The 17842-nt window shown below is 59.9% G+C and carries 16 protein-coding genes; 10 read left to right on the top strand and 6 right to left on the bottom strand.

All coding sequences use genetic code 11. The features are described from left to right. Nucleotides 1–331: 331 nt before the first annotated feature. Nucleotides 332–1936 (top strand): tetratricopeptide repeat-containing response regulator, encoded by a 1605-nt coding sequence (locus tag ABCR88_RS24675; RefSeq protein WP_011062754.1) that lies wholly within the window; start codon nucleotides 332–334, stop codon nucleotides 1934–1936. Next, a complete protein-coding gene (locus ABCR88_RS24670; RefSeq protein ID WP_011062753.1) occupies nucleotides 1933–2622 on the top strand; it encodes a HAMP domain-containing sensor histidine kinase in 690 nt (229 codons plus the stop codon). Before ABCR88_RS24675 ends, ABCR88_RS24670 begins: the two co-directional genes overlap by 4 nt. On the opposite strand, the gene ABCR88_RS24665 is transcribed toward ABCR88_RS24670, so the two are convergent. Then, nucleotides 2610–3554 (bottom strand): LysR family transcriptional regulator, encoded by a 945-nt coding sequence (locus tag ABCR88_RS24665; RefSeq protein WP_350023099.1) that lies wholly within the window; start codon nucleotides 3552–3554, stop codon nucleotides 2610–2612. The two genes, ABCR88_RS24670 and ABCR88_RS24665, sit on opposite strands and share 13 nt — an antisense overlap. A 318-nt stretch (nucleotides 3555–3872) precedes the next feature. Here ABCR88_RS24665 and ABCR88_RS24660 point away from each other — a divergent pair, with 318 nt between their 5' ends. Next, nucleotides 3873–5114 carry a glutamine synthetase family protein gene (locus ABCR88_RS24660; protein ID WP_171820766.1) on the top strand — a complete coding sequence of 414 codons (1242 nt, stop codon included), beginning with the start codon at nucleotides 3873–3875 and terminating at the stop codon, nucleotides 5112–5114. Nucleotides 5115–5186: 72 nt separating this feature from the next. Beyond that, a complete protein-coding gene (locus ABCR88_RS24655; protein WP_041119521.1) occupies nucleotides 5187–6560 on the top strand; it encodes an MFS transporter in 1374 nt (457 codons plus the stop codon). A 58-nt stretch (nucleotides 6561–6618) separates the two neighbouring features. Here the strand turns inward: ABCR88_RS24655 and ABCR88_RS24650 are convergent, their stop codons facing one another. The 4 genes from ABCR88_RS24650 to flgA form a co-directional block, all read right to left on the bottom strand. Next, entirely contained in the window at nucleotides 6619–7365 is a 747-nt protein-coding gene (locus tag ABCR88_RS24650; RefSeq protein ID WP_041119519.1) for a flagellar brake protein, read from the bottom strand. 96 nt (nucleotides 7366–7461) lie between these two features. Beyond that, on the bottom strand, nucleotides 7462–7929 hold the full coding sequence (locus tag ABCR88_RS24645) for a flagellar protein FlgN (protein ID WP_011062748.1): 468 nt from the start codon (nucleotides 7927–7929) through the stop codon (nucleotides 7462–7464). Between the two features lie 48 nt (nucleotides 7930–7977). Further along, nucleotides 7978–8295 carry a flagellar biosynthesis anti-sigma factor FlgM gene (gene flgM, locus ABCR88_RS24640; protein WP_011062747.1) on the bottom strand — a complete coding sequence of 106 codons (318 nt, stop codon included), beginning with the start codon at nucleotides 8293–8295 and terminating at the stop codon, nucleotides 7978–7980. Nucleotides 8296–8446: 151 nt separating this feature from the next. Beyond that, a complete protein-coding gene (gene flgA, locus ABCR88_RS24635; RefSeq protein WP_011062746.1) occupies nucleotides 8447–9208 on the bottom strand; it encodes a flagellar basal body P-ring formation chaperone FlgA in 762 nt (253 codons plus the stop codon). A 75-nt stretch (nucleotides 9209–9283) separates the two neighbouring features. Here flgA and ABCR88_RS24630 point away from each other — a divergent pair, with 75 nt between their 5' ends. From ABCR88_RS24630 to flgE, 6 genes are all read left to right on the top strand, one after another. Beyond that, on the top strand, nucleotides 9284–10216 hold the full coding sequence (locus ABCR88_RS24630) for a chemotaxis protein CheV (protein WP_011062745.1): 933 nt from the start codon (nucleotides 9284–9286) through the stop codon (nucleotides 10214–10216). 43 nt (nucleotides 10217–10259) lie between these two features. Beyond that, nucleotides 10260–11087 (top strand): protein-glutamate O-methyltransferase CheR, encoded by an 828-nt coding sequence (gene cheR / locus ABCR88_RS24625; RefSeq protein WP_011062744.1) that lies wholly within the window; start codon nucleotides 10260–10262, stop codon nucleotides 11085–11087. Between the two features lie 252 nt (nucleotides 11088–11339). Then, on the top strand, nucleotides 11340–11747 hold the full coding sequence (gene flgB / locus ABCR88_RS24620) for a flagellar basal body rod protein FlgB (RefSeq protein WP_011062743.1): 408 nt from the start codon (nucleotides 11340–11342) through the stop codon (nucleotides 11745–11747). A gap of 3 nt (nucleotides 11748–11750) precedes the next feature. Beyond that, nucleotides 11751–12194: a flagellar basal body rod protein FlgC gene (gene flgC / locus ABCR88_RS24615; RefSeq protein WP_011062742.1), complete on the top strand. Its 444-nt coding sequence runs from the start codon at nucleotides 11751–11753 to the stop codon at nucleotides 12192–12194. 15 nt (nucleotides 12195–12209) lie between these two features. Beyond that, complete coding sequence (gene flgD / locus ABCR88_RS24610) at nucleotides 12210–12938, top strand: flagellar hook assembly protein FlgD (RefSeq protein WP_041119517.1); 729 nt, start codon at nucleotides 12210–12212, stop codon at nucleotides 12936–12938. A gap of 29 nt (nucleotides 12939–12967) precedes the next feature. Further along, a complete protein-coding gene (flgE, locus tag ABCR88_RS24605) occupies nucleotides 12968–14311 on the top strand; it encodes a flagellar hook protein FlgE (RefSeq protein WP_041119515.1) in 1344 nt (447 codons plus the stop codon). A gap of 263 nt (nucleotides 14312–14574) precedes the next feature. Here the strand turns inward: flgE and ABCR88_RS24600 are convergent, their stop codons facing one another. Continuing rightward, nucleotides 14575–17466, bottom strand: coding sequence for a ribonucleoside-diphosphate reductase subunit alpha (locus tag ABCR88_RS24600; RefSeq protein WP_015636664.1), 2892 nt, complete (start codon nucleotides 17464–17466; stop codon nucleotides 14575–14577). Nucleotides 17467–17842 lie beyond the last annotated feature (376 nt).

The following is a 17842-nucleotide window of genomic DNA, read 5'->3' as shown; positions in this document are numbered from 1 at the left end:
GCTGTGAGGCGCAGCACGCTATCAGGTGATGTTTCAGAATCCAAGGTTTGAGCGTGCAAACGGGCCTCTTTTACGGCTGAGTACACGGGCTGGTCGAGACTTGTGTAATCCGCGGTGAAATGCCGCCCGTCGGCTATAAGGGAATGCGTAATCCGGCCGATAACCTCAGTGGACAATTGTGTTCCCAAGTGGCGGCCTGGATCACAGGCCGACCGGAAAGTGCTTGATAGCCCGTGGCCAGCAGCTATTATCTGCGCGCCAAAAACAGGCTGCGAAGCCGGGTGGGTCCTGCTGTCTTTGGATTGATCTTCTTACTTGCCTGGAATCTTCGATGCTGGCGTACCACCAAAAGAGCTTTTTGATCGTCGATGATTTCTCGGACTTCCGCAGTTCGGTGCGTTCGATGCTGCGTGAGCTGGGCGTCAAGGATGTAGACACCGCCGACACTGGCGAGCAGGCCCTGCGCATGTGCGCGCAGAAGCGCTATGACTTCATCCTCCAGGACTATCACCTGGGCGACGGCAAGAAAAACGGCCAGCAGGTGCTCGAAGACCTGATGCTGGAAAAGCTCATCAGCCATGAGAGCGTGTTCCTCATGGTCACCGCCGAGAGCAGCCAGGCCATGGTGCTCAGTGCCCTGGAGCATGAGCCCGATGCCTACCTGACCAAGCCTTTCAACCGCTCCGGTCTGGCCCAGCGCCTGGAGCGCCTGCAGCAGCGCAAGACGTTGCTCAAACCCATTCTCCAGGCCCTTGACCGGGGCAAGCCGGTGGAGGTGCTCAACGCCTGCATCGCCCTGTGCAAGCAGGACCCGCGTTACGCGCCGTTGTGCCTGCGCTACCGCGCCGATGCCCTGCGCGACATGCATCAGAACGAGGCCCTGGAGCGCCTGTACAACAGCATCCTGGCGGACCGGCCGCTGCCCTGGGCTTATGTCGGGCTGGGGCGCCTGCTGTTCAAGCGCGGGCAGGTTGGCGAGGCCAAAGCGGTCTATGAAAAGGCCTTGAAGGCCTTTCCGATGATGCCGGGCCTCTACGACGGGCTGGCAGAGGTGTTGGTAGCCGAAGGCGATACCCAGCGGGCCCAGAACGTGCTGGAAGAGGCGGTGCGCCTTTCTCCCCTGGCCGTGCGGCGCCAGGCATTGCTGGGCAAGCTGGCCATGGCCAACGAAGACTTTGACAGTGCCTCCCGGGCCTATCGCCAGGCGGTGTCCCAGGGCGCGCAGTCGCGTTTCAAGGACCCGGAAAGCAACCTCGGGCTGGCCCATGCCCTGATCAGCAAGGGCAGCGAGAGGGGCCTGGACACGCGCACCCGGCTGGAAATCAACCAGACCCTGAGTGCCGTGGCCAAGGAGAATCCTACTGACCCGGGCCTGCAGATTCGCGCGCGGCTGATGAAGGCCACGAGCCTGTTGCTCAATGATGCCGAGACCGCAGAGAAACTCACCGAGCAGGCGTTGCTGCGCCTGGACGGCATGGAGCAGTTCATGAGTCCCGAAGCAGCGCTGCTGGTGGCCAAGCAACTGCAGATGCTGGGGCAGGCCAGTGCCGGTGCTTCGATGCTCAAGAACTGTGCGGAGATCTATGGTGACGATCCGAAGGTCATGCAGAACATCGCCAAGCTGACTGACGACCCGACTATCCTCAGTTCTTCCAATGCCGCCGCCGATATCAACCGTCAGGGCGTGCGCAGCTACAAGGGCGGCAACCTCGTGGAAGCGCGGGAGTTGTTCCGCAAGGCCCTGGCCATGCAACCGAAGAACATCAGTATTGCCCTGAACATGGCCCAGTCGCTGCTGCACGGCGCCGACGCCAATCCGGACGCGGCACTCCTGGAAGAATGCCGGGCGTGCCTTAAATTGGTGGGCATGATGCCCGATACCGACGCGCGTTATCCGCGCTATCAGAAGCTGCGAAGCAAGGCGTTTGGCCAATGATCGAAAAGCAACAGGCGCTCGACTTTTCCACGGTGATCGCCTCCACCGTACATGACATGAAGAACTCCCTGGCCATGCTGATGCAGGCTCACGCCCAGTGGCTGGCGCGCTTGCCCGAGCAGCAGAATGCGCCAGAGCAGGGGGTGATCGACTATCAGTTCGCCCACCTCAACGGCATGCTGGTGCAACTGCTGGGGCTGTACAAGCTGGGGATCAACCAGCTGCCGTTGCAGCCGGCCTACCACGAACTGGATGACTTCATCGAAGCGCAACTGGTGAGTCACCAGGACGTGTTCAAGAGCCGTGGCATTTCCGCCGCCTATGAAGTCGATCCGCTGAGCCCCCTGGGGTTCTTCGATCGTGAGCTGATCGCCTCGGTATTGGCCAATTGCATCAACAATTCCATTCGCCATGCACGTCATGCCCTGCTGATCAGCGTCAGTGATGAGGAAGGGCAGGTGGTGCTGTCCATCAACGACGATGGCGAAGGCTATCCCCAAGGGATGATCGAGCGTCAGGCCGACTATGTGCAGGGCATCAATCAAAGCAGCGGCAGCACCGGGCTGGGCCTGTACTTTGCCGGGCGCATTGCCGAATTGCATCAGCGCAATGGCGTGTGCGGCCACACTCGGATCAGCAACGGCGGACCATTGGGCGGCGGGTTGTTCAAGCTCTACTTGCCCTGAGCCGCGAGTGGTTGAAGGTGTGCCTCGCCTAGTTGCCGCCCGGCCAGAGCCAGGCATTCCAGAAAGGTTGCCAGTGCGACCTTGGGTTCCTGGCCCTGGCGGGTGATGCAGTGAAAGTGCGAGCGGTAGGCCAGGCGCTCGGGTAGCAAGGCGCGCAGTTGGCCCTTGGCCACCCAGGCCGCCGCATAGTGGCTGGGCAGGTAACCCAGGTAGGTGCCGGAGAAAATCAGCGTGGCGATGGCCTCCATGGCGTAGGCGCTGACGCTCTGGTTGAAGTGCAGGTCATGGGGGCGCTGGTGCTCCGCCATGTAGCCCCGGCTCACATAGTCGGCGGCGCAGATATCTTCCAGGGTCAGTGTTTCGTCGGTGCGCGGGAACAGCGGATGGCCGTTGGCACAGTAGAGGTTCTGTTCCTCCTCGAACAGGTGCTGATAGTGCAACCCCGACAGTTGATGGTGGAAAGCGCCGATGGCCAGGTGCAGGCGTTCATCGAGCACGGCCTGTTCCAGTTCGTCGGGGCGCATCAGGTGCAGGTTCGGCCGTACCTGGGGCAGGCGCCGGCGCAAATGGCCCAGGGCCAGGGACAGGGGGGCATAGGGCAGGCTGATCAGGCTGTCGACACTGCCGATCTGCAGCTGCTCGCGGCTGATGGGGCCGATGCGGTTGGCGTGCTGGCGAAAGCGTTCGATGTCGGCGAACAGCAACTGTGCTGCCTCGAACAGCTCCTGGCCCTGATCGGTCAGCTGAAATCCGCTGCTGCCGCGCCTGCACAGGGAGTAGCCCAGACGCTCCTCTAGGTCCCGGACCACCACGCTCAGTCGCGACAGGCTGGTGTTGAGCCGTGCCTGGGCTGCGGTGAACCCGCCGGCATCAACGATGGCGCAGAACACCCGCAGCATCCGCAAATCAATATCGGCAAGGCTTCCCAGCATGGGCGCTCCCTCAAGTTGGCGTGGCGACGTGCCGAGCCTACTCCCTTGTCCTGATTGATGGACACCATGGACCTGTAACAAGGCTGGCGGCCTGCTTGCCCCGCCAGTGGGGGCTGGGCCGGGGATTTTACTCGCGCCTGCTTGAAATCCTGAACGGGTGGTGCGTATTTTGTACGGGTCGCCGTTCGCGGCTCGTATAACAACAAGGATTGAGTCATGACAACCGATGGCCACAGTTCACTCGCCGAGCGATTGACGGGCATTGATGAGATCGAATGTGTCACCGCGGATCTGAATGGCGTGCCGCGGGGCAAGGTAATGACCGCCGAGGGGTTCCTCGAAGGGCGGCGCTTGCAGATGGCGCGGGGGGTGCTGCTGCAATGCATCATGGGCGGTTATCCGCCAGCACGTTTCTACGGCAGCGACGACGGCGACCTGGCGCTCAATGCCGACCCCCGGCAGATCCACCGCCTGCCCTGGAGCGAAACGCCCAGAGCGCTGGCCATCTGTGACGCCGATGAGCTCAGCGGCGAGAGTTCGCGGCTTTCCACTCGTGGGCAGCTCAAGCAGGTAATTGCCCGTTATGCCGCCCTGGGCCTGGCGCCGGTGGTGGCCACCGAGCTCGAGTTCTTCGTGTTCGCGGCCAATGACGATCCAGCGCAGCCCTTCCGGCCGCCGGTCGGCCTGGATGGGCGCCGGGAGGAAGGCTATTCGGCGTTCAGCGTGAGTTCCAACAATGGTCTGCGGCCATTCTTCAAGGAGGTTTACGAAGGCATGGCCGCCCTGGGCCTGCCCCGCGATACCTTCATGCACGAGATGGGCGTCAGCCAGTTCGAAATCAACCTGTTGCACGGTGACCCGCTGTTGTTGGCGGACCAGACCTTCCTGTTCAAGCACCTGCTCAAGGAGGTGGCGCTCAAGCACGGCCTGATCGTGGTCTGCATGGCCAAGCCCTTGGCTCACACGCCGGGCAGCTCGATGCATATACACCAGAGCCTGGTGGAGATGGGTAACGGCCGTAACGTTTTCAGTGACGACGCAGGGCAACCTACGGCGATGTTCCGGCATTTCATTGGCGGCCTGCAGGCCGGCCTCGCCGACTTCACCGCCTTGTTCGCCCCCAATGTGAACTCCTATCAGCGCTTGTGTCATCCTTACGCTTCGCCGAACAATGCGTGCTGGTCCCACGACAACCGGGCCGCTGGCCTGCGGATTCCGGCCAGTTCACCGGTGGCGCGACGGGTGGAAAATCGTCTGCCGGGGGCGGACGCCAATCCTTATCTGGCGATCGCCGCGAGCCTGGCAGCAGGTTTGCATGGCATCGAGAACGAGTTGGAGCCAACCGCTGCCATCCAGGGTGAGTTCGAAGTGCCGGACAATCTTTCGTTGCCCTGTACCTTGCATGCGGCCCTGGAGCGTCTGAAACGTAGCCAGTTGGCCAAGGAACTGTTCGGCAACGAGTTCATCGAAGGCTACATCGCTTCGAAGACCATGGAGTTGACCAGTTTCTTTGATGAAATTACTCCCTGGGAACGGCGTGTGTTAGCGGCCCAGGCATAACCGAACCGTCGCTGGTCGGGCCCTGGTTTGCCGGGGCTCGATACCTCATTCAAGGAGCCGCTCGGAACGCCGATGCGCCAAATCTGGAAATCCTTTCGAGCGCTTTATTTCGCGTCGCTGATGATGCTGATCGGCTCTGGCCTGCTCAGCACTTATCTGGCCCTGCGCCTGGCCGCCGATCATGTCGACGGGCTGTGGGTGGGGGCCTTGATGGCGGCCAACTATTTCGGCCTGGTTTTGGGGGGCAAGCTGGGGCACCGACTGATTGCCCGGGTCGGGCATATCCGTGCCTACGCCACCTGTGCCGGGATTGTCGGCGCGGCAGTGCTGGGCCACGGCCTGGTGGACTGGTTGCCGGCCTGGCTGGTGCTGCGGATGATCGTGGGCCTGGGGATGATGTGCCAGTACATGGTCATCGAAAGCTGGCTCAATGAGCAGGCCGACGCCAAGCAGCGCGGGCTGGTGTTCAGCGGCTACATGATTGCCTCTTACCTGGGCCTGGTGCTGGGGCAGTTGATACTGGTCATGCACCCGGCCCTGGGCCTGGAGCTGTTGATGCTGGTGGCGCTGTGCTTTGCCCTGTGCCTGGTGCCGGTGGCCATGACCCGACGCATTCACCCGGCACCCTTGCGCCCAGCACCTATGGAGCCGCGCTTCTTTATCAAGCGTGTACCGCAATCGCTAAGCACGGTACTGGGGTCGGGGCTGATCGTCGGTTCGTTCTACGGTCTGGCGCCGCTCTATGCCTCGCAGCAGGGCTTGAGCACCGAGCAGGTGGGTCTGTTCATGGGTAGCTGCATTTTCGCCGGGCTGGTGGTGCAGTGGCCGCTGGGCTGGCTGTCCGACCGCTATGACAGGGCGCTGCTGATCCGCTGTTTTGCCTTGTTCCTGGCGGTGGTGGCCTTGCCCCTGGCGATCCTGCCTTCGGTGCCGCTGGAGGTCCTGTTTGTTCTGGGCTTCCTGTGTTCCCTGGTGCAGTTCTGTCTCTATCCACTGGCGGTGGCGTTCTCCAATGACCATGTGGAAGGGGATCGACGGGTCTCGCTGACGGCGATGCTGCTGGTGACCTATGGCGTGGGTGCGAGTATTGGTCCGTTGGCGGCAGGGGTGCTGATGAAGTTGTTCGGTAGCCAAATGCTCTACGCCTTCTTCAGTTTCTTTGCCCTGGTGCTGGTCTGGCGGATTCGGCCGAAGGCCGTGACCAATCTGCATCAGGTCGACGATGCGCCACTGCATCACGTGGCGATGCCGGACAGCATGTCCAGTTCACCGTTGGTGGCGGCTCTGGACCCGCGGGTTGACGAACAGGTGGTTCAGGACCAGATGCAGAGCGCGCCCGCGCCGGAAGCTGCGCCTGATGAGCCTGTACCGGATACCCCGCAGGCTGCGGACGAACCGCCTGCCGAGGAGTGCGCCCGGGAACACCTCAGCGGGGCCAGGCCTTAGCAGCAAAAAAAACGGGCAGTTGCCGCAAGGCACTGCCCGTTTCATTGATGCCTTTGAATCAGAGGTCGTCTTTATCGAAGCGCCGAGCTTCGCGCTGCAGTTGATAGACGAAGCGTTCGACCTGGCGCTGTACCAGGCCGCTCATGTTGTGGAAGCGTACGCCAGCAAAGGTGGTGTCGATACGTTCTTCGTGGTGCAGGTAACGCAGTTCCACCGGGGCCGTCATGCTGCCGAAGGGCAGGGCGGCGATAAAGCGCTCGTAAACCTGGCCCAGTTGCAGGCGTGAGGAAATATCGCCGTCGAAACGCAATTTGCAGCCGGTGGCGGAAATGTCCAGCAGCTTGCCGCTGAGGGGTGATTTGAGTTTTTCGCCGCTCAGTTCGATGTCTACCAGTTGTGCCAGCTTCAGGGCGGCACGAAAGGCGTTGCGGCGCTGGTGGTAGACCACTTCGTCCGGCAGGGTGGTGCGGTAGCAGCGGCCGCCGTTGGATTCGTCGAGGGTGGGCAAGCCGTTGCTTTCCCAGGCGATGCGTACGCCTTCATGAAAGCCTTCAACGCGAAACGGTTCGCCTGCGAGCAGGAAGCGTTCACCGTCGCGGGGGATCATTTCGTCGAGGGCGATCATGTTGTTATCGCGGTCCACTTCCACCAGATAGCTTTGGAAGCGCTGGCTACGCTCGTGGAAAGTGATGATCAGCGGGTCATGGCTCTCTTGCAGCAACCGCAGGTTGGAAGAGATCTCCAACGCAGTGGTGAGCACCTTGGGTGGCTGCGGAGTATCTTCCGCATTTGAGGCGTTGAACACGGTTCATCAATCTCCAGACAAAATACAACTACACGCAGGAGCCGGCATTTTGCCAGCATGTTTCACGGCTTGGTAGCGCGCGCTCATTTTTTGGGTTTAAGCCTGACTGAGTGGGCGTGGCTTCGCAAGCATTGAGGTAGAGCCGCGGGCGTCGTATAGGGCAGGAGGTTCGCCACCATTGAGGATTTTCAGCTGGTTGGCGGTGGTGGCCTGTTGGATCTGGATCGAGCGACCATTGAGCTCGTTGGCAGCTTGGCACTCGGCAAGCAATTGGGTCAGGACATTGCTCTGTTCGAGCAATTGCGCGCCCAGGCTGGAGTGGCTGGCCAGTTGCTCGAGCCCCTCGCGGTTGGTCGGCAGGTTCAGGCTGGCAAGAATTTGCGTGCGCTTACGGCCATGCTGTTCCAGCAAGATGACCAAGGCTTGCTTCTGCGCCAGGATATCTTCCAGCAGCGGCATGTCGCGGCCATGGAGGGCGATAGACTCGGCGCGTAGCAGCTCCAGCAAGTGTTGCGCTGGAGCAAGGTCATCGTTGATCAATTGCAGTAGGTTGGTGTCGTGCATGGCTGGCCTTGGGGATTAAGCGTCCAAAAGCCTGGCGCAAGCCTGGGGCTAGCGCTGGGCTTCGAAGTTGAGCAGTTTGCTGGCTACGCGGTTGCTGTCGACCTTATAGCTGCCATCGGCAATCGCTTGCTTCAACTCGGCCACCCGGGCTTTGTCGACGGCAGGCTGATCGCGCAGCTTGTCAGTGACTTTCTGCAACTGTTGAGCCTCATTGCTCAGGTGTACCGATTCCCCGCTTTTGCTGGTCTCGGCGGCGGTTGTCAGCGGCGTGGATTTGCCGGCATCACCGGTTTCCTTGCTGGTGCTGGTACGCGTACTGCCTGTCAGTGAAGGGGAGCTGTTTAAACGGCTGAAGTCGATGACCATGATGAAGTAAACCTCTGGGTATTTGGACGCTTGCCATGTTTTCGGCCATACCCTGAAAAACTTTAGGCTCGATTGTCGACAAACCAAGTCAGGTATCTGCGACCCTTTATCGGCCACAGTTTAGGGAACGCACGGGTTGAGCGCCAGCTATCTACATGGCCACTTCCACTTGCCCTGGCGCCGTGATGCGGGCCTTGATCACCCGTTGCGAATTGAGGTTCTTGACCCGGATCTGTTCGCTCATGCCGCCGTTGGACAGCGCCTCGCCCGGCATTCGCACATTCAACGTGCCGCTGCGTGCCGATATCACCACTTGATCGCCCTTGCGCACGACTTCCGCCTGCTCCAGATGGGCCAGGGTAACGAGCTGGTCGGCGACCATTGGTCGGACAAGTTTCTGACCAATGGCTTGGTCCACTGAGGTGAGGTAGCCCTGATTGTTCTGGCTGATGTCCCGTTCGCGCAGCACCACGTCTTCCGGTTCGATGATGCCGGCGCGCTTGAGCGGGCGTGCAGTGGTGACCACCTCGCGAAACAGCTTGACCTGCGCCGGCACGAATACCGTCCATGGCGAGGCGCCTTCGCAGCGCACTTTGACGGTGACTCGCCCCAGCGGTTGGGCCGGGCTTTCCAGGTTGGCTGTCAATTCCTTGTCGCAATTGGGCATGCGCATGCGAGGGTCCAACTGGTTGACCTGGATTTCATAGCGACCTTCCGTTTGACTGGTGGCCAGGTAGTCTTCTACCGTGAATTCAAGAAACCCTTGAGTGACGCCGATAAGAAGATCAGGCAGGGTGACCGAATCAGCAACGGCAGGGTTGCCGGGGTTTAAAATGCACAGAGCCGACAGCCCGCACAGCAAAGTGCGGTAGCGGGATGTCAGGCGTCGGAAAAATGTCGTTTTGGCGTTCATAACAGTTAAAAAGCAAGCGCCGTGCCGTTTAGCAATGAGCGTGCGTCGGATCTTAAAGCTTTGGGGAGTCTGGGCATGGCTGGTGTAATGGATTCGGTGAACCAGCGCACGCAATTGGTTGGGCAGAATCGACTAGAGTTGTTGCTGTTCCGTCTGGACGGTGGGCAGCTCTACGGGATCAACGTATTCAAGGTTCGCGAGGTGCTGCAATGCCCTAAGCTGACCCTGATGCCCAAATCCAGTCCTGTGGTGTGCGGTGTCGCGAATATACGAGGGGCGACCATTCCGATTCTGGATCTGGCAATGGCTACGGGTTCTGGTGGCCTGCAGGACCAGAGCAATCCGTTCGTCATCATCACTGAGTACAACACCAAGACCCAGGGTTTCCTGGTGCGCTCGGTGGAGCGCATCGTCAACATGAACTGGGAAGAGATCCATCCGCCGCCCAAGGGGACCGGACGCGATCACTACCTGACGGCGGTCACTCGGGTGGACAACCAGTTGGTGGAAATCATCGACGTGGAGAAGATCCTGGCGGAAGTAGCGCCGACCTCGGAGGCGATCTCGGCAGGAGTGGTGGATGTCGAAACCCAGCACAAGGCTGTTTCCCTGCGGGTGCTGACCGTCGATGACTCGTCGGTGGCACGCAAGCAGGTCACTCGGTGCCTGCAAACCGTAGGTGTCGAGGTAGTGGCATTGAATGATGGCCGGCAAGCGCTGGATTACTTGCGCAAGCTGGTGGACGAGGGCAAGAAGCCGGAAGAGGAATTCCTCATGATGATTTCCGACATCGAAATGCCCGAAATGGACGGTTACACCCTCACGGCCGAGATACGTAATGATCCACGCATGCAAAAGCTGCATATCATCCTGCATACTTCGTTGTCAGGGGTGTTCAATCAGGCGATGGTGAAGAAGGTCGGTGCCGATGACTTTCTTGCCAAGTTCCGCCCTGATGACCTGGCATCCCGGGTAGTCGACCGGATCAAAGCAGCAGATCACAGCTAAGGGCACTCGCCCTGGCGGACATAAGATTTAAGAGGCGGCAGCATTGTCTACGGGTAATTTGGATTTTGAACAGTTCCGGGTCTTCCTGGAAAAAGCCTGTGGTATTTTGCTCGGGGAAAATAAGCAATATCTAGTCTCGAGCCGTCTCAACAAACTGATGGAGCAGCAAGGGATAAAAACCTTGGGTGAGCTGGTCCAGCGGATTCAGACCCAGCCCCGCAGTGGTTTGCGCGAGATGGTCGTGGATGCCATGACGACCAACGAAACCCTGTGGTTTCGCGACACCTACCCATTCGAGGTGTTGAAGAACAAGGTGCTACCCGAAGCCATCAAGGCCAGCCCCAACCAGCGCTTGCGCATCTGGTCGGCGGCCTGTTCGTCGGGGCAGGAGCCCTACTCGCTGTCGATGTCCATCGATGAGTTCGAGCGTAGCAACATGGGGCAGTTGAAGATGGGGGTGCAGATCGTTGCCACCGATCTGTCCGGGACCATGCTCAACAACTGCAAGACCGGTGAATATGACAGCCTGGCAATTGGGCGTGGCCTGTCGGCCGAGCGCCTGCAGCGTTACTTCGACCCCAAGGGGCCGGGGCGCTGGGTGGTCAAGGCGCCGATCAAGAGCCGCGTGGAGTTCCGCTCGTTCAACCTGCTGGACAGCTACGCCAGTCTCGGCAAGTTCGATATCGTGTTCTGTCGCAATGTGTTGATCTACTTCTCGGCGGAGGTCAAGAAGGACATCCTGATGCGCATTCATAGCACCCTGAAGCCTGGCGGCTACCTGTTCCTGGGGGCTTCCGAAGCCCTCAATGGGCTGCCGGATCATTATCAGATGGTGCAATGCAGTCCGGGCATCATCTACCAGGCCAAGTAGCCAGCAGATCGTCGTACCGAAAAGGGAGGCCATTGGGCCTCCTTTTTTGTGCCTGCAATTATCTGGCGCGCCTGGCTGAAAGCGGCAGGGTGGTTGCCGCTTTGCCGGTGTTTCGCGGAAATCCATTGCCGCTTTTCTGGCATTGCCGCCTTGCCGTCGCCGGCAAACCCTTGAAATACGGGGTTTGATGACTTGGCACGCAGCTTGCTATATCCGAGTTACGAAAAATCAGGTCACCCAAAGGTTTTCGCCATGAGCATCAGCTTCGATAAAGCGCTCGGTATCCACGAACAGGCCCTTGGCTTTCGCGCCAAGCGTGCCGAAGTTCTGGCCAACAACATCGCCAACGCCGATACCCCGAACTACAAGGCTCGGGACCTGGACTTCTCTGCCGTGCTTGCCGAGCAGAATCAGAAGGCCCAGAACGGTACCTTCGCGTTGAACATGACCAACAACCGGCATATCGAAGCCCAGGGCTTGAGCAGTGGTGATGAATCGCTGCTGTATCGCACCCCGATGCAACCGTCGATCGATCAGAACACCGTGGACGCCCAGCTGGAGCAATCGAGCTACGCGCAGAACTCGGTGGATTTCCAGGCCAGCTTCACGCTGCTCAACAGCAAATTCAAAGGGCTGGTAGCAGCCCTGCGCGGAGAGTAATCCATGTCCCTCGCCAGTGTTTTCAATATTGCCGGTAGTGGCATGAGCGCCCAGACCACCCGTCTGAACACCGTCGCCAGTAACATCGCCAACGCCGAGAGCGTGTCATCGAGCATCGACCAGACCTACCGCGCTCGTCACCCGGTGTTTGCCACCATGTTCCAGGGCGCGCAAAGCGGCGGCAGCGACTCGCTGTTCCAGAACCAGGACGCCGCCGGCCAGGGCGTGCAGGTGCTGGGTGTGGTCGAAGACCAGAGCAACCTCGAAGCCCGCTACGAGCCGAACCATCCCGCCGCCGATGCCAAGGGTTATGTTTACTACCCCAACGTCAACGTGGTGGAAGAAATGGCCGACATGATTTCTGCCAGCCGTTCGTTTCAGACCAACGCCGAAATGATGAACACCGCCAAAACCATGATGCAGAAAGTCCTGACCCTGGGTCAGTGATAAGGGGCGAAGAACATGAGCGTGACTGATACCACCAACGCCCCATCCCTCAAGGATATCCTGGCGAATTCGTCGAAAAAGACGGCCAACACCAGTGCTGACGGCCTGGCCGCGGCGACCAACAGCGCCACCGGCAAGCAGAGCCTGGGCAAGGACGCATTCCTCAAGTTGCTGGTAACCCAACTGAACAACCAGAACCCACTGGATCCGCAGGACAACAGTGCGTTCGTTGCCCAGTTGGCGCAGTTCTCCACCCTGGAAGGCATCACTACCCTCAACTCCTCGGTGAACGCGATCACGGGTAACTACAAGTCTTCCCAGGCCTTGCAGGCTTCGTCCCTGGTGGGGCGCTCGGTCATCGTGCAGACCGGTACCACCCAGGTCGACACCAGCAAGAGCATGACCGGTTCGGTCACCGTGCCATCCAGCGTGAACTCGGTCACCGTGACCGTCACCGACAAGGACGGCAATACCGTCAAGACCATCGACATGGGCAGCCAGAAGGCCGGCAACGCCAGCTTTGTCTGGGACGGCACCAAGACCGACGGCACCAAGGCGGATCCAGGCAACTACACCTTCAAGGCCAGCACCACCATCGATGGCAAGGGCACCGATCTGATCACCTACCTGCCAGCCACGGTCAATAGCGTGACCATCAGCCAGACCGGCGGCGAGTTGATGTTGAACCTCGCCGGCATGAGCAGCCCGATTGCCCTGTCCAAAGTACAAACCATTGGTATCTAGAGCCGACTAACCGGCACAAGGAGTGGAATATGTCTTTCAATATCGGCCTTAGCGGTCTCTACGCTGCCAACAAACAGCTGGACGTTACCGGCAACAACATCGCCAACGTCGCTACCACCGGCTTCAAATCCTCCCGTGCGGAATTCGCCGACGTCTATTCGGCCACCAAGCTGGGCAGCGGCACCCAGGTGATTGGTAATGGTGTGCGCCTGGCCAACGTTTCCCAGCAGTTCACCAACGGTGATATCAACAACACCGGTAATGTGTTGGACATGGGCATCCAGGGCCAGGGCTTCTTCGTGCTGAGCACCAATGGCTCGCTGACCTACACCCGTGCCGGTACCTTCAAGACCGACAAGGAAGGCTACATCACCAACAGCGATGGCACTGCCCGTCTGCAAGGTTATGCGGTCGATGCCAACGGCAAGATCATCAACGGTGTGCTGACCGACCTGCGGATCGATACTTCGAACCTGGCGCCAAAGCCAACCGACGCGATTTCCTCTACGATCAACCTGAACTCCGATTCGACGCCGATCAATGTGGGTGCTACCTCTCCGGCCTATGTGTTCAATCCGACCGACAACACCACCTACACCAAGCAGTTCAGCACGCCTGTGTATGACACCCAGGGCAACAAGCACGTCATGGATCAGTACATGATCAAGACGCCGAACGCCAACGAGTGGCAAACCTACACGCTGATCGATGGTCGCAACCCTGACGGCACCGCGTTCAGCATGGCCAACCAGTCGCCGATCACCATCACCTTCGACTCGTCGGGCAAGTTGAAGTCTGTTGTGGCTCCGACTCCGGCAACCTCCAGCCAATTCACCGTGACCGGCAACAACATTGTCATGTCGGCTGCGGCCTGGACCCCGGGTACCGTCACTAACGGCGTGTTCACTCCCAATGGCGCCAAGGCTGCACCTAACGGTGTCAGCATCGACATGACCAAAACCGGTTCGGTGTTTGGCGAAAGCACTCGCTCGGTGATCGCGCAGAATGGTTACTCCACGGGGCAGATCAGCAGCCTGACCATTGATGGCACCGGTGTGATGCTGGCCAACTTCAGCAACGAGCAGACCAAGCCGATCGGTCAGATTTCCCTGGCCAGCTTCACCAACGAGCAGGGCCTGCAGCCAGTAGGCGGCACTCAGTGGAAAGAGACTTATGCGTCCGGTATCCCTGGTTATGACGCACCGAAGACCGGCACCCTGGGGGCGATTCAGTCCAACTCCCTGGAAGAGTCCAACGTCAACCTGACCAACGAACTGGTCAACCTGATCAAGGCCCAGAGCAACTATCAGGCGAACGCCAAGACCATCTCCACCCAGAGCACCATCATGCAGACCATCATCCAGATGACCTGATGCTGGTTGGCTGAAGCGCTTTACGAAAAGCCCCTCCTCGAGGGGCTTTTTTGTGCCTGTTCGATAGTGCTGTTCGCTCTGCAAGGACCGCTGCCGCAGGGGCTGGCTTGCCAGTGAAGGCGCTCTCGGTGCAGTGCAAGGCTTCGGGCCTCTTCGCTGGCAAGCAGGCTCCTGCAGCTTTGTTGCGGGCAAAAGAAAACCCCCGATAAGCCGGAGGCCTATCGGGGGTTGGCACAGGCGCCATAGGCGCCTGTCAGCTCAGCTTATTGGCAAGCTTCGCAATCCGGCTCGTCGATGGCGCAAGCCTTAGGTACTGGAGCTGGACCGGCTGGCGCCGCGAGGACCGAGTCGTCACCGTGGTTGCCGCCGCTGGAAACAGCGTTCAGCTTGCCGGTGTTGATGGTGGACTTCTCGGTGCTGGTGGCGGCTAGGGCGCGGAGGTAGTAGGTGGTTTTCAGGCCACGGTACCAAGCCATGCGGTAGGTCACGTCCAGCTTCTTGCCCGAAGCGCCGGCGATGTACAAGTTCAGCGACTGAGCCTGGTCGATCCACTTCTGGCGACGGCTGGCGGCGTCGACGATCCACTTGGTTTCCACTTCGAAGGCAGTCGCGTAGAGCTCCTTGAGCTCCTGCGGGATGCGCTCGATCTGCTGTACCGAACCGTCGTAGTACTTCAGGTCGTTGATCATGACCGAGTCCCACAGGCCGCGAGCCTTCAGGTCGCGAACCAGGTACGGGTTGATCACGGTGAATTCGCCCGACAGGTTGGATTTCACATAGAGGTTCTGATAGGTCGGTTCGATCGACTGCGACACGCCGGTGATGTTGGCGATGGTGGCGGTCGGTGCGATGGCCATGATGTTGGAGTTACGAATGCCTTTCTGTACACGGGCGCGAACCGGTGCCCAGTCCAGGGACTCGTTGAGGTCCACATCGATGTACTTCTGGCCACGGGCTTCGATCAGGATCTGTTGCGAATCCAGCGGCAGGATGCCCTTGGACCACAGCGAGCCCTGGAAGGTCTCGTAGGCACCGCGCTCATCGGCCAGGTCGCAGGAAGCCTGGATCGCATAGTAGCTGACCGCTTCCATGGACTTGTCGGCGAACTCGACGGCGGCATCGGAGCCGTAGGCGATGTGCTGCAGGTACAGCGCATCCTGGAAGCCCATGATGCCCAGTCCGACTGGACGGTGCTTGAAGTTGGAGTTCTTCGCTTGCGGCACCGAGTAGTAGTTGATGTCGATCACGTTGTCGAGCATGCGCACGGCGGTGTTCACGGTGCGTTGCAGCTTGGCGGTGTCCAGCTTGCCGTCGACGATGTGGTTCGGCAGGTTGATCGAGCCCAGGTTGCAAACGGCGATCTCGTCCTTGTTGGTGTTCAAGGTGATCTCGGTGCACAGGTTCGAGCTGTGGACCACGCCCACGTGCTGCTGCGGGCTGCGCAGGTTGCACGGGTCCTTGAAGGTCAGCCATGGGTGGCCGGTCTCGAAGAGCATGGACAGCATCTTGCGCCACAGGTCTTTGGCCTGGACGGTCTTGAACAGCTTGATCTTGTTGTACTCGGTCAGGGCTTCGTAGTACTCGTAGCGCTCTTCGAAGGCCTTGCCGGTCAGGTCGTGCAGATCAGGCACTTCCGATGGCGAGAACAGGGTCCACTTGCCGTCATCGAAGACGCGCTTCATGAACAGGTCGGGGATCCAGTTGGCGGTGTTCATGTCGTGGGTACGACGGCGGTCATCACCGGTGTTCTTGCGCAGCTCGATGAACTCTTCGATGTCCATGTGCCAGGTTTCCAGGTAGGCACAGACAGCGCCCTTGCGCTTGCCACCCTGGTTCACGGCTACCGCGGTGTCGTTGACCACTTTCAGGAAGGGTACGACGCCCTGGGACTTGCCGTTGGTGCCCTTGATGTAGGAGCCCAGTGCACGTACCGGAGTCCAGTCGTTGCCCAGGCCGCCGGCGAATTTCGACAGCATGGCGTTGTCATGGATGGCGCCGTAGATGCCCGACAGGTCGTCCGGAACGGTGGTCAGGTAGCAGCTCGACAGCTGTGGACGCAGGGTGCCGGCGTTGAACAGGGTCGGGGTCGAAGCCATGTAGTCGAAGGACGACAGCAGGTTGTAGAACTCGATGGCGCGGTCTTCACGCTGTTTCTCTTCGATTGCCAGGCCCATGGCCACGCGCATGAAGAAGATCTGTGGCAGTTCGAAACGCACGCCATCCTTGTGGATGAAGTAGCGGTCGTACAGGGTCTGCAGGCCCAGATAGGTGAACTGCTGGTCGCGCTCGTGGTTGATCGCCTTGCCGAGTTTTTCCAGATCGAACTCAGCCAGTACCGGGTTCAGCAATTCGAACTCGATACCCTTGGCGACGTAGGCCGGCAGCGCCTTGGCGTACAGGTCGGCCATTTCGTGGTGGGTGGCGCTTTCGGCTACTTCAAGGAAGCCCAGGCCTTCGGCACGCAGGGTGTCCATCAGCAGGCGGGCAGTCACGAACGAGTAGTTCGGCTCGCGCTCGACCAGGGTGCGGGCGGTCATCACCAGGGCGGTGTTGACGTCTTTGAGTGCCACGCCGTCGTAGAGGTTCTTCAGGGTTTCGCGCTGGATCAGGTCGCCGTCGACTTCTTCCAGGCCTTCGCAGGCTTCGCTGACGATGGTGTTCAGGCGGCCCATGTCCAGGGGTGCGAAGCTGCCATCGGTGCGGGTGATGCGGATCGAAGGGTGGGCTTGTACCGGCTCTTCGCTGGTGGAGCGGGTAGCCCGTTCCTTGGCGCGGGAGTCACGGTAGATCACGTAGTCGCGGGCGACTTTCTGCTCGCCTGCGCGCATCAGGGCCAGTTCGACCTGGTCCTGGATCTCTTCGATGTGGATGGTGCCGCCCGAAGGCATGCGACGCTTGAAGGTTGCGGTGACCTGTTCGGTCAGGCGCGCCACAGTGTCGTGGATTCGCGACGAGGCAGCGGCGGTGCCGCCTTCAACTGCGAGGAACGCTTTGGTGATCGCGACGGTGATCTTGTCATCGGTATAAGGAACGACAGTGCCGTTACGCTTGATCACGCGCAATTGGCCAGGTGCGGTAGCAGACAGATCCTGAGTGGAATCGGCGGCCTGCGGCGCATTGGCCTGCGAGTTCTCGCGAGTTGTGTCGGTTTGCATGGGTGTCTCCACGTTCTCTATGTTTGTTTGGGCACCGTTTGGGTGCCCACCGTTCCGTCCTGAAGCACTACAGCCGGCAGAGGCCGGGCATAACGACTTCGGGACAGTTCAGGAAGGGGGCTATAGGCGCCGCTTCCATGCCGAAGTCATGGGTGCCGAGCCGGGGCTCGGCACCTTATTCCTGGTGGGTGACAGTCTTGTTGCTGCAACACCCGTACCGCTTTCTCCTGGACAGGGTGGAAAACGATGCCATCCGCACGCGCGGTCTTGGTCTTCTGAAACAGCGATTGGTTCCGCCAAACGGGGCAAGAAAAGGGCTTGAGTTTCTTGGCTGAATTGTGTTTGGTTTTTTTGCGCAAAACCCTAGATATAGGGA

This window comes from Pseudomonas sp. W17 (assembly GCF_040268305.1).
Classification (GTDB): Bacteria; Pseudomonadota; Gammaproteobacteria; order Pseudomonadales; family Pseudomonadaceae; genus Aquipseudomonas; species Aquipseudomonas protegens.
This window is presented reverse-complemented; position numbering and strand designations above follow the sequence as displayed.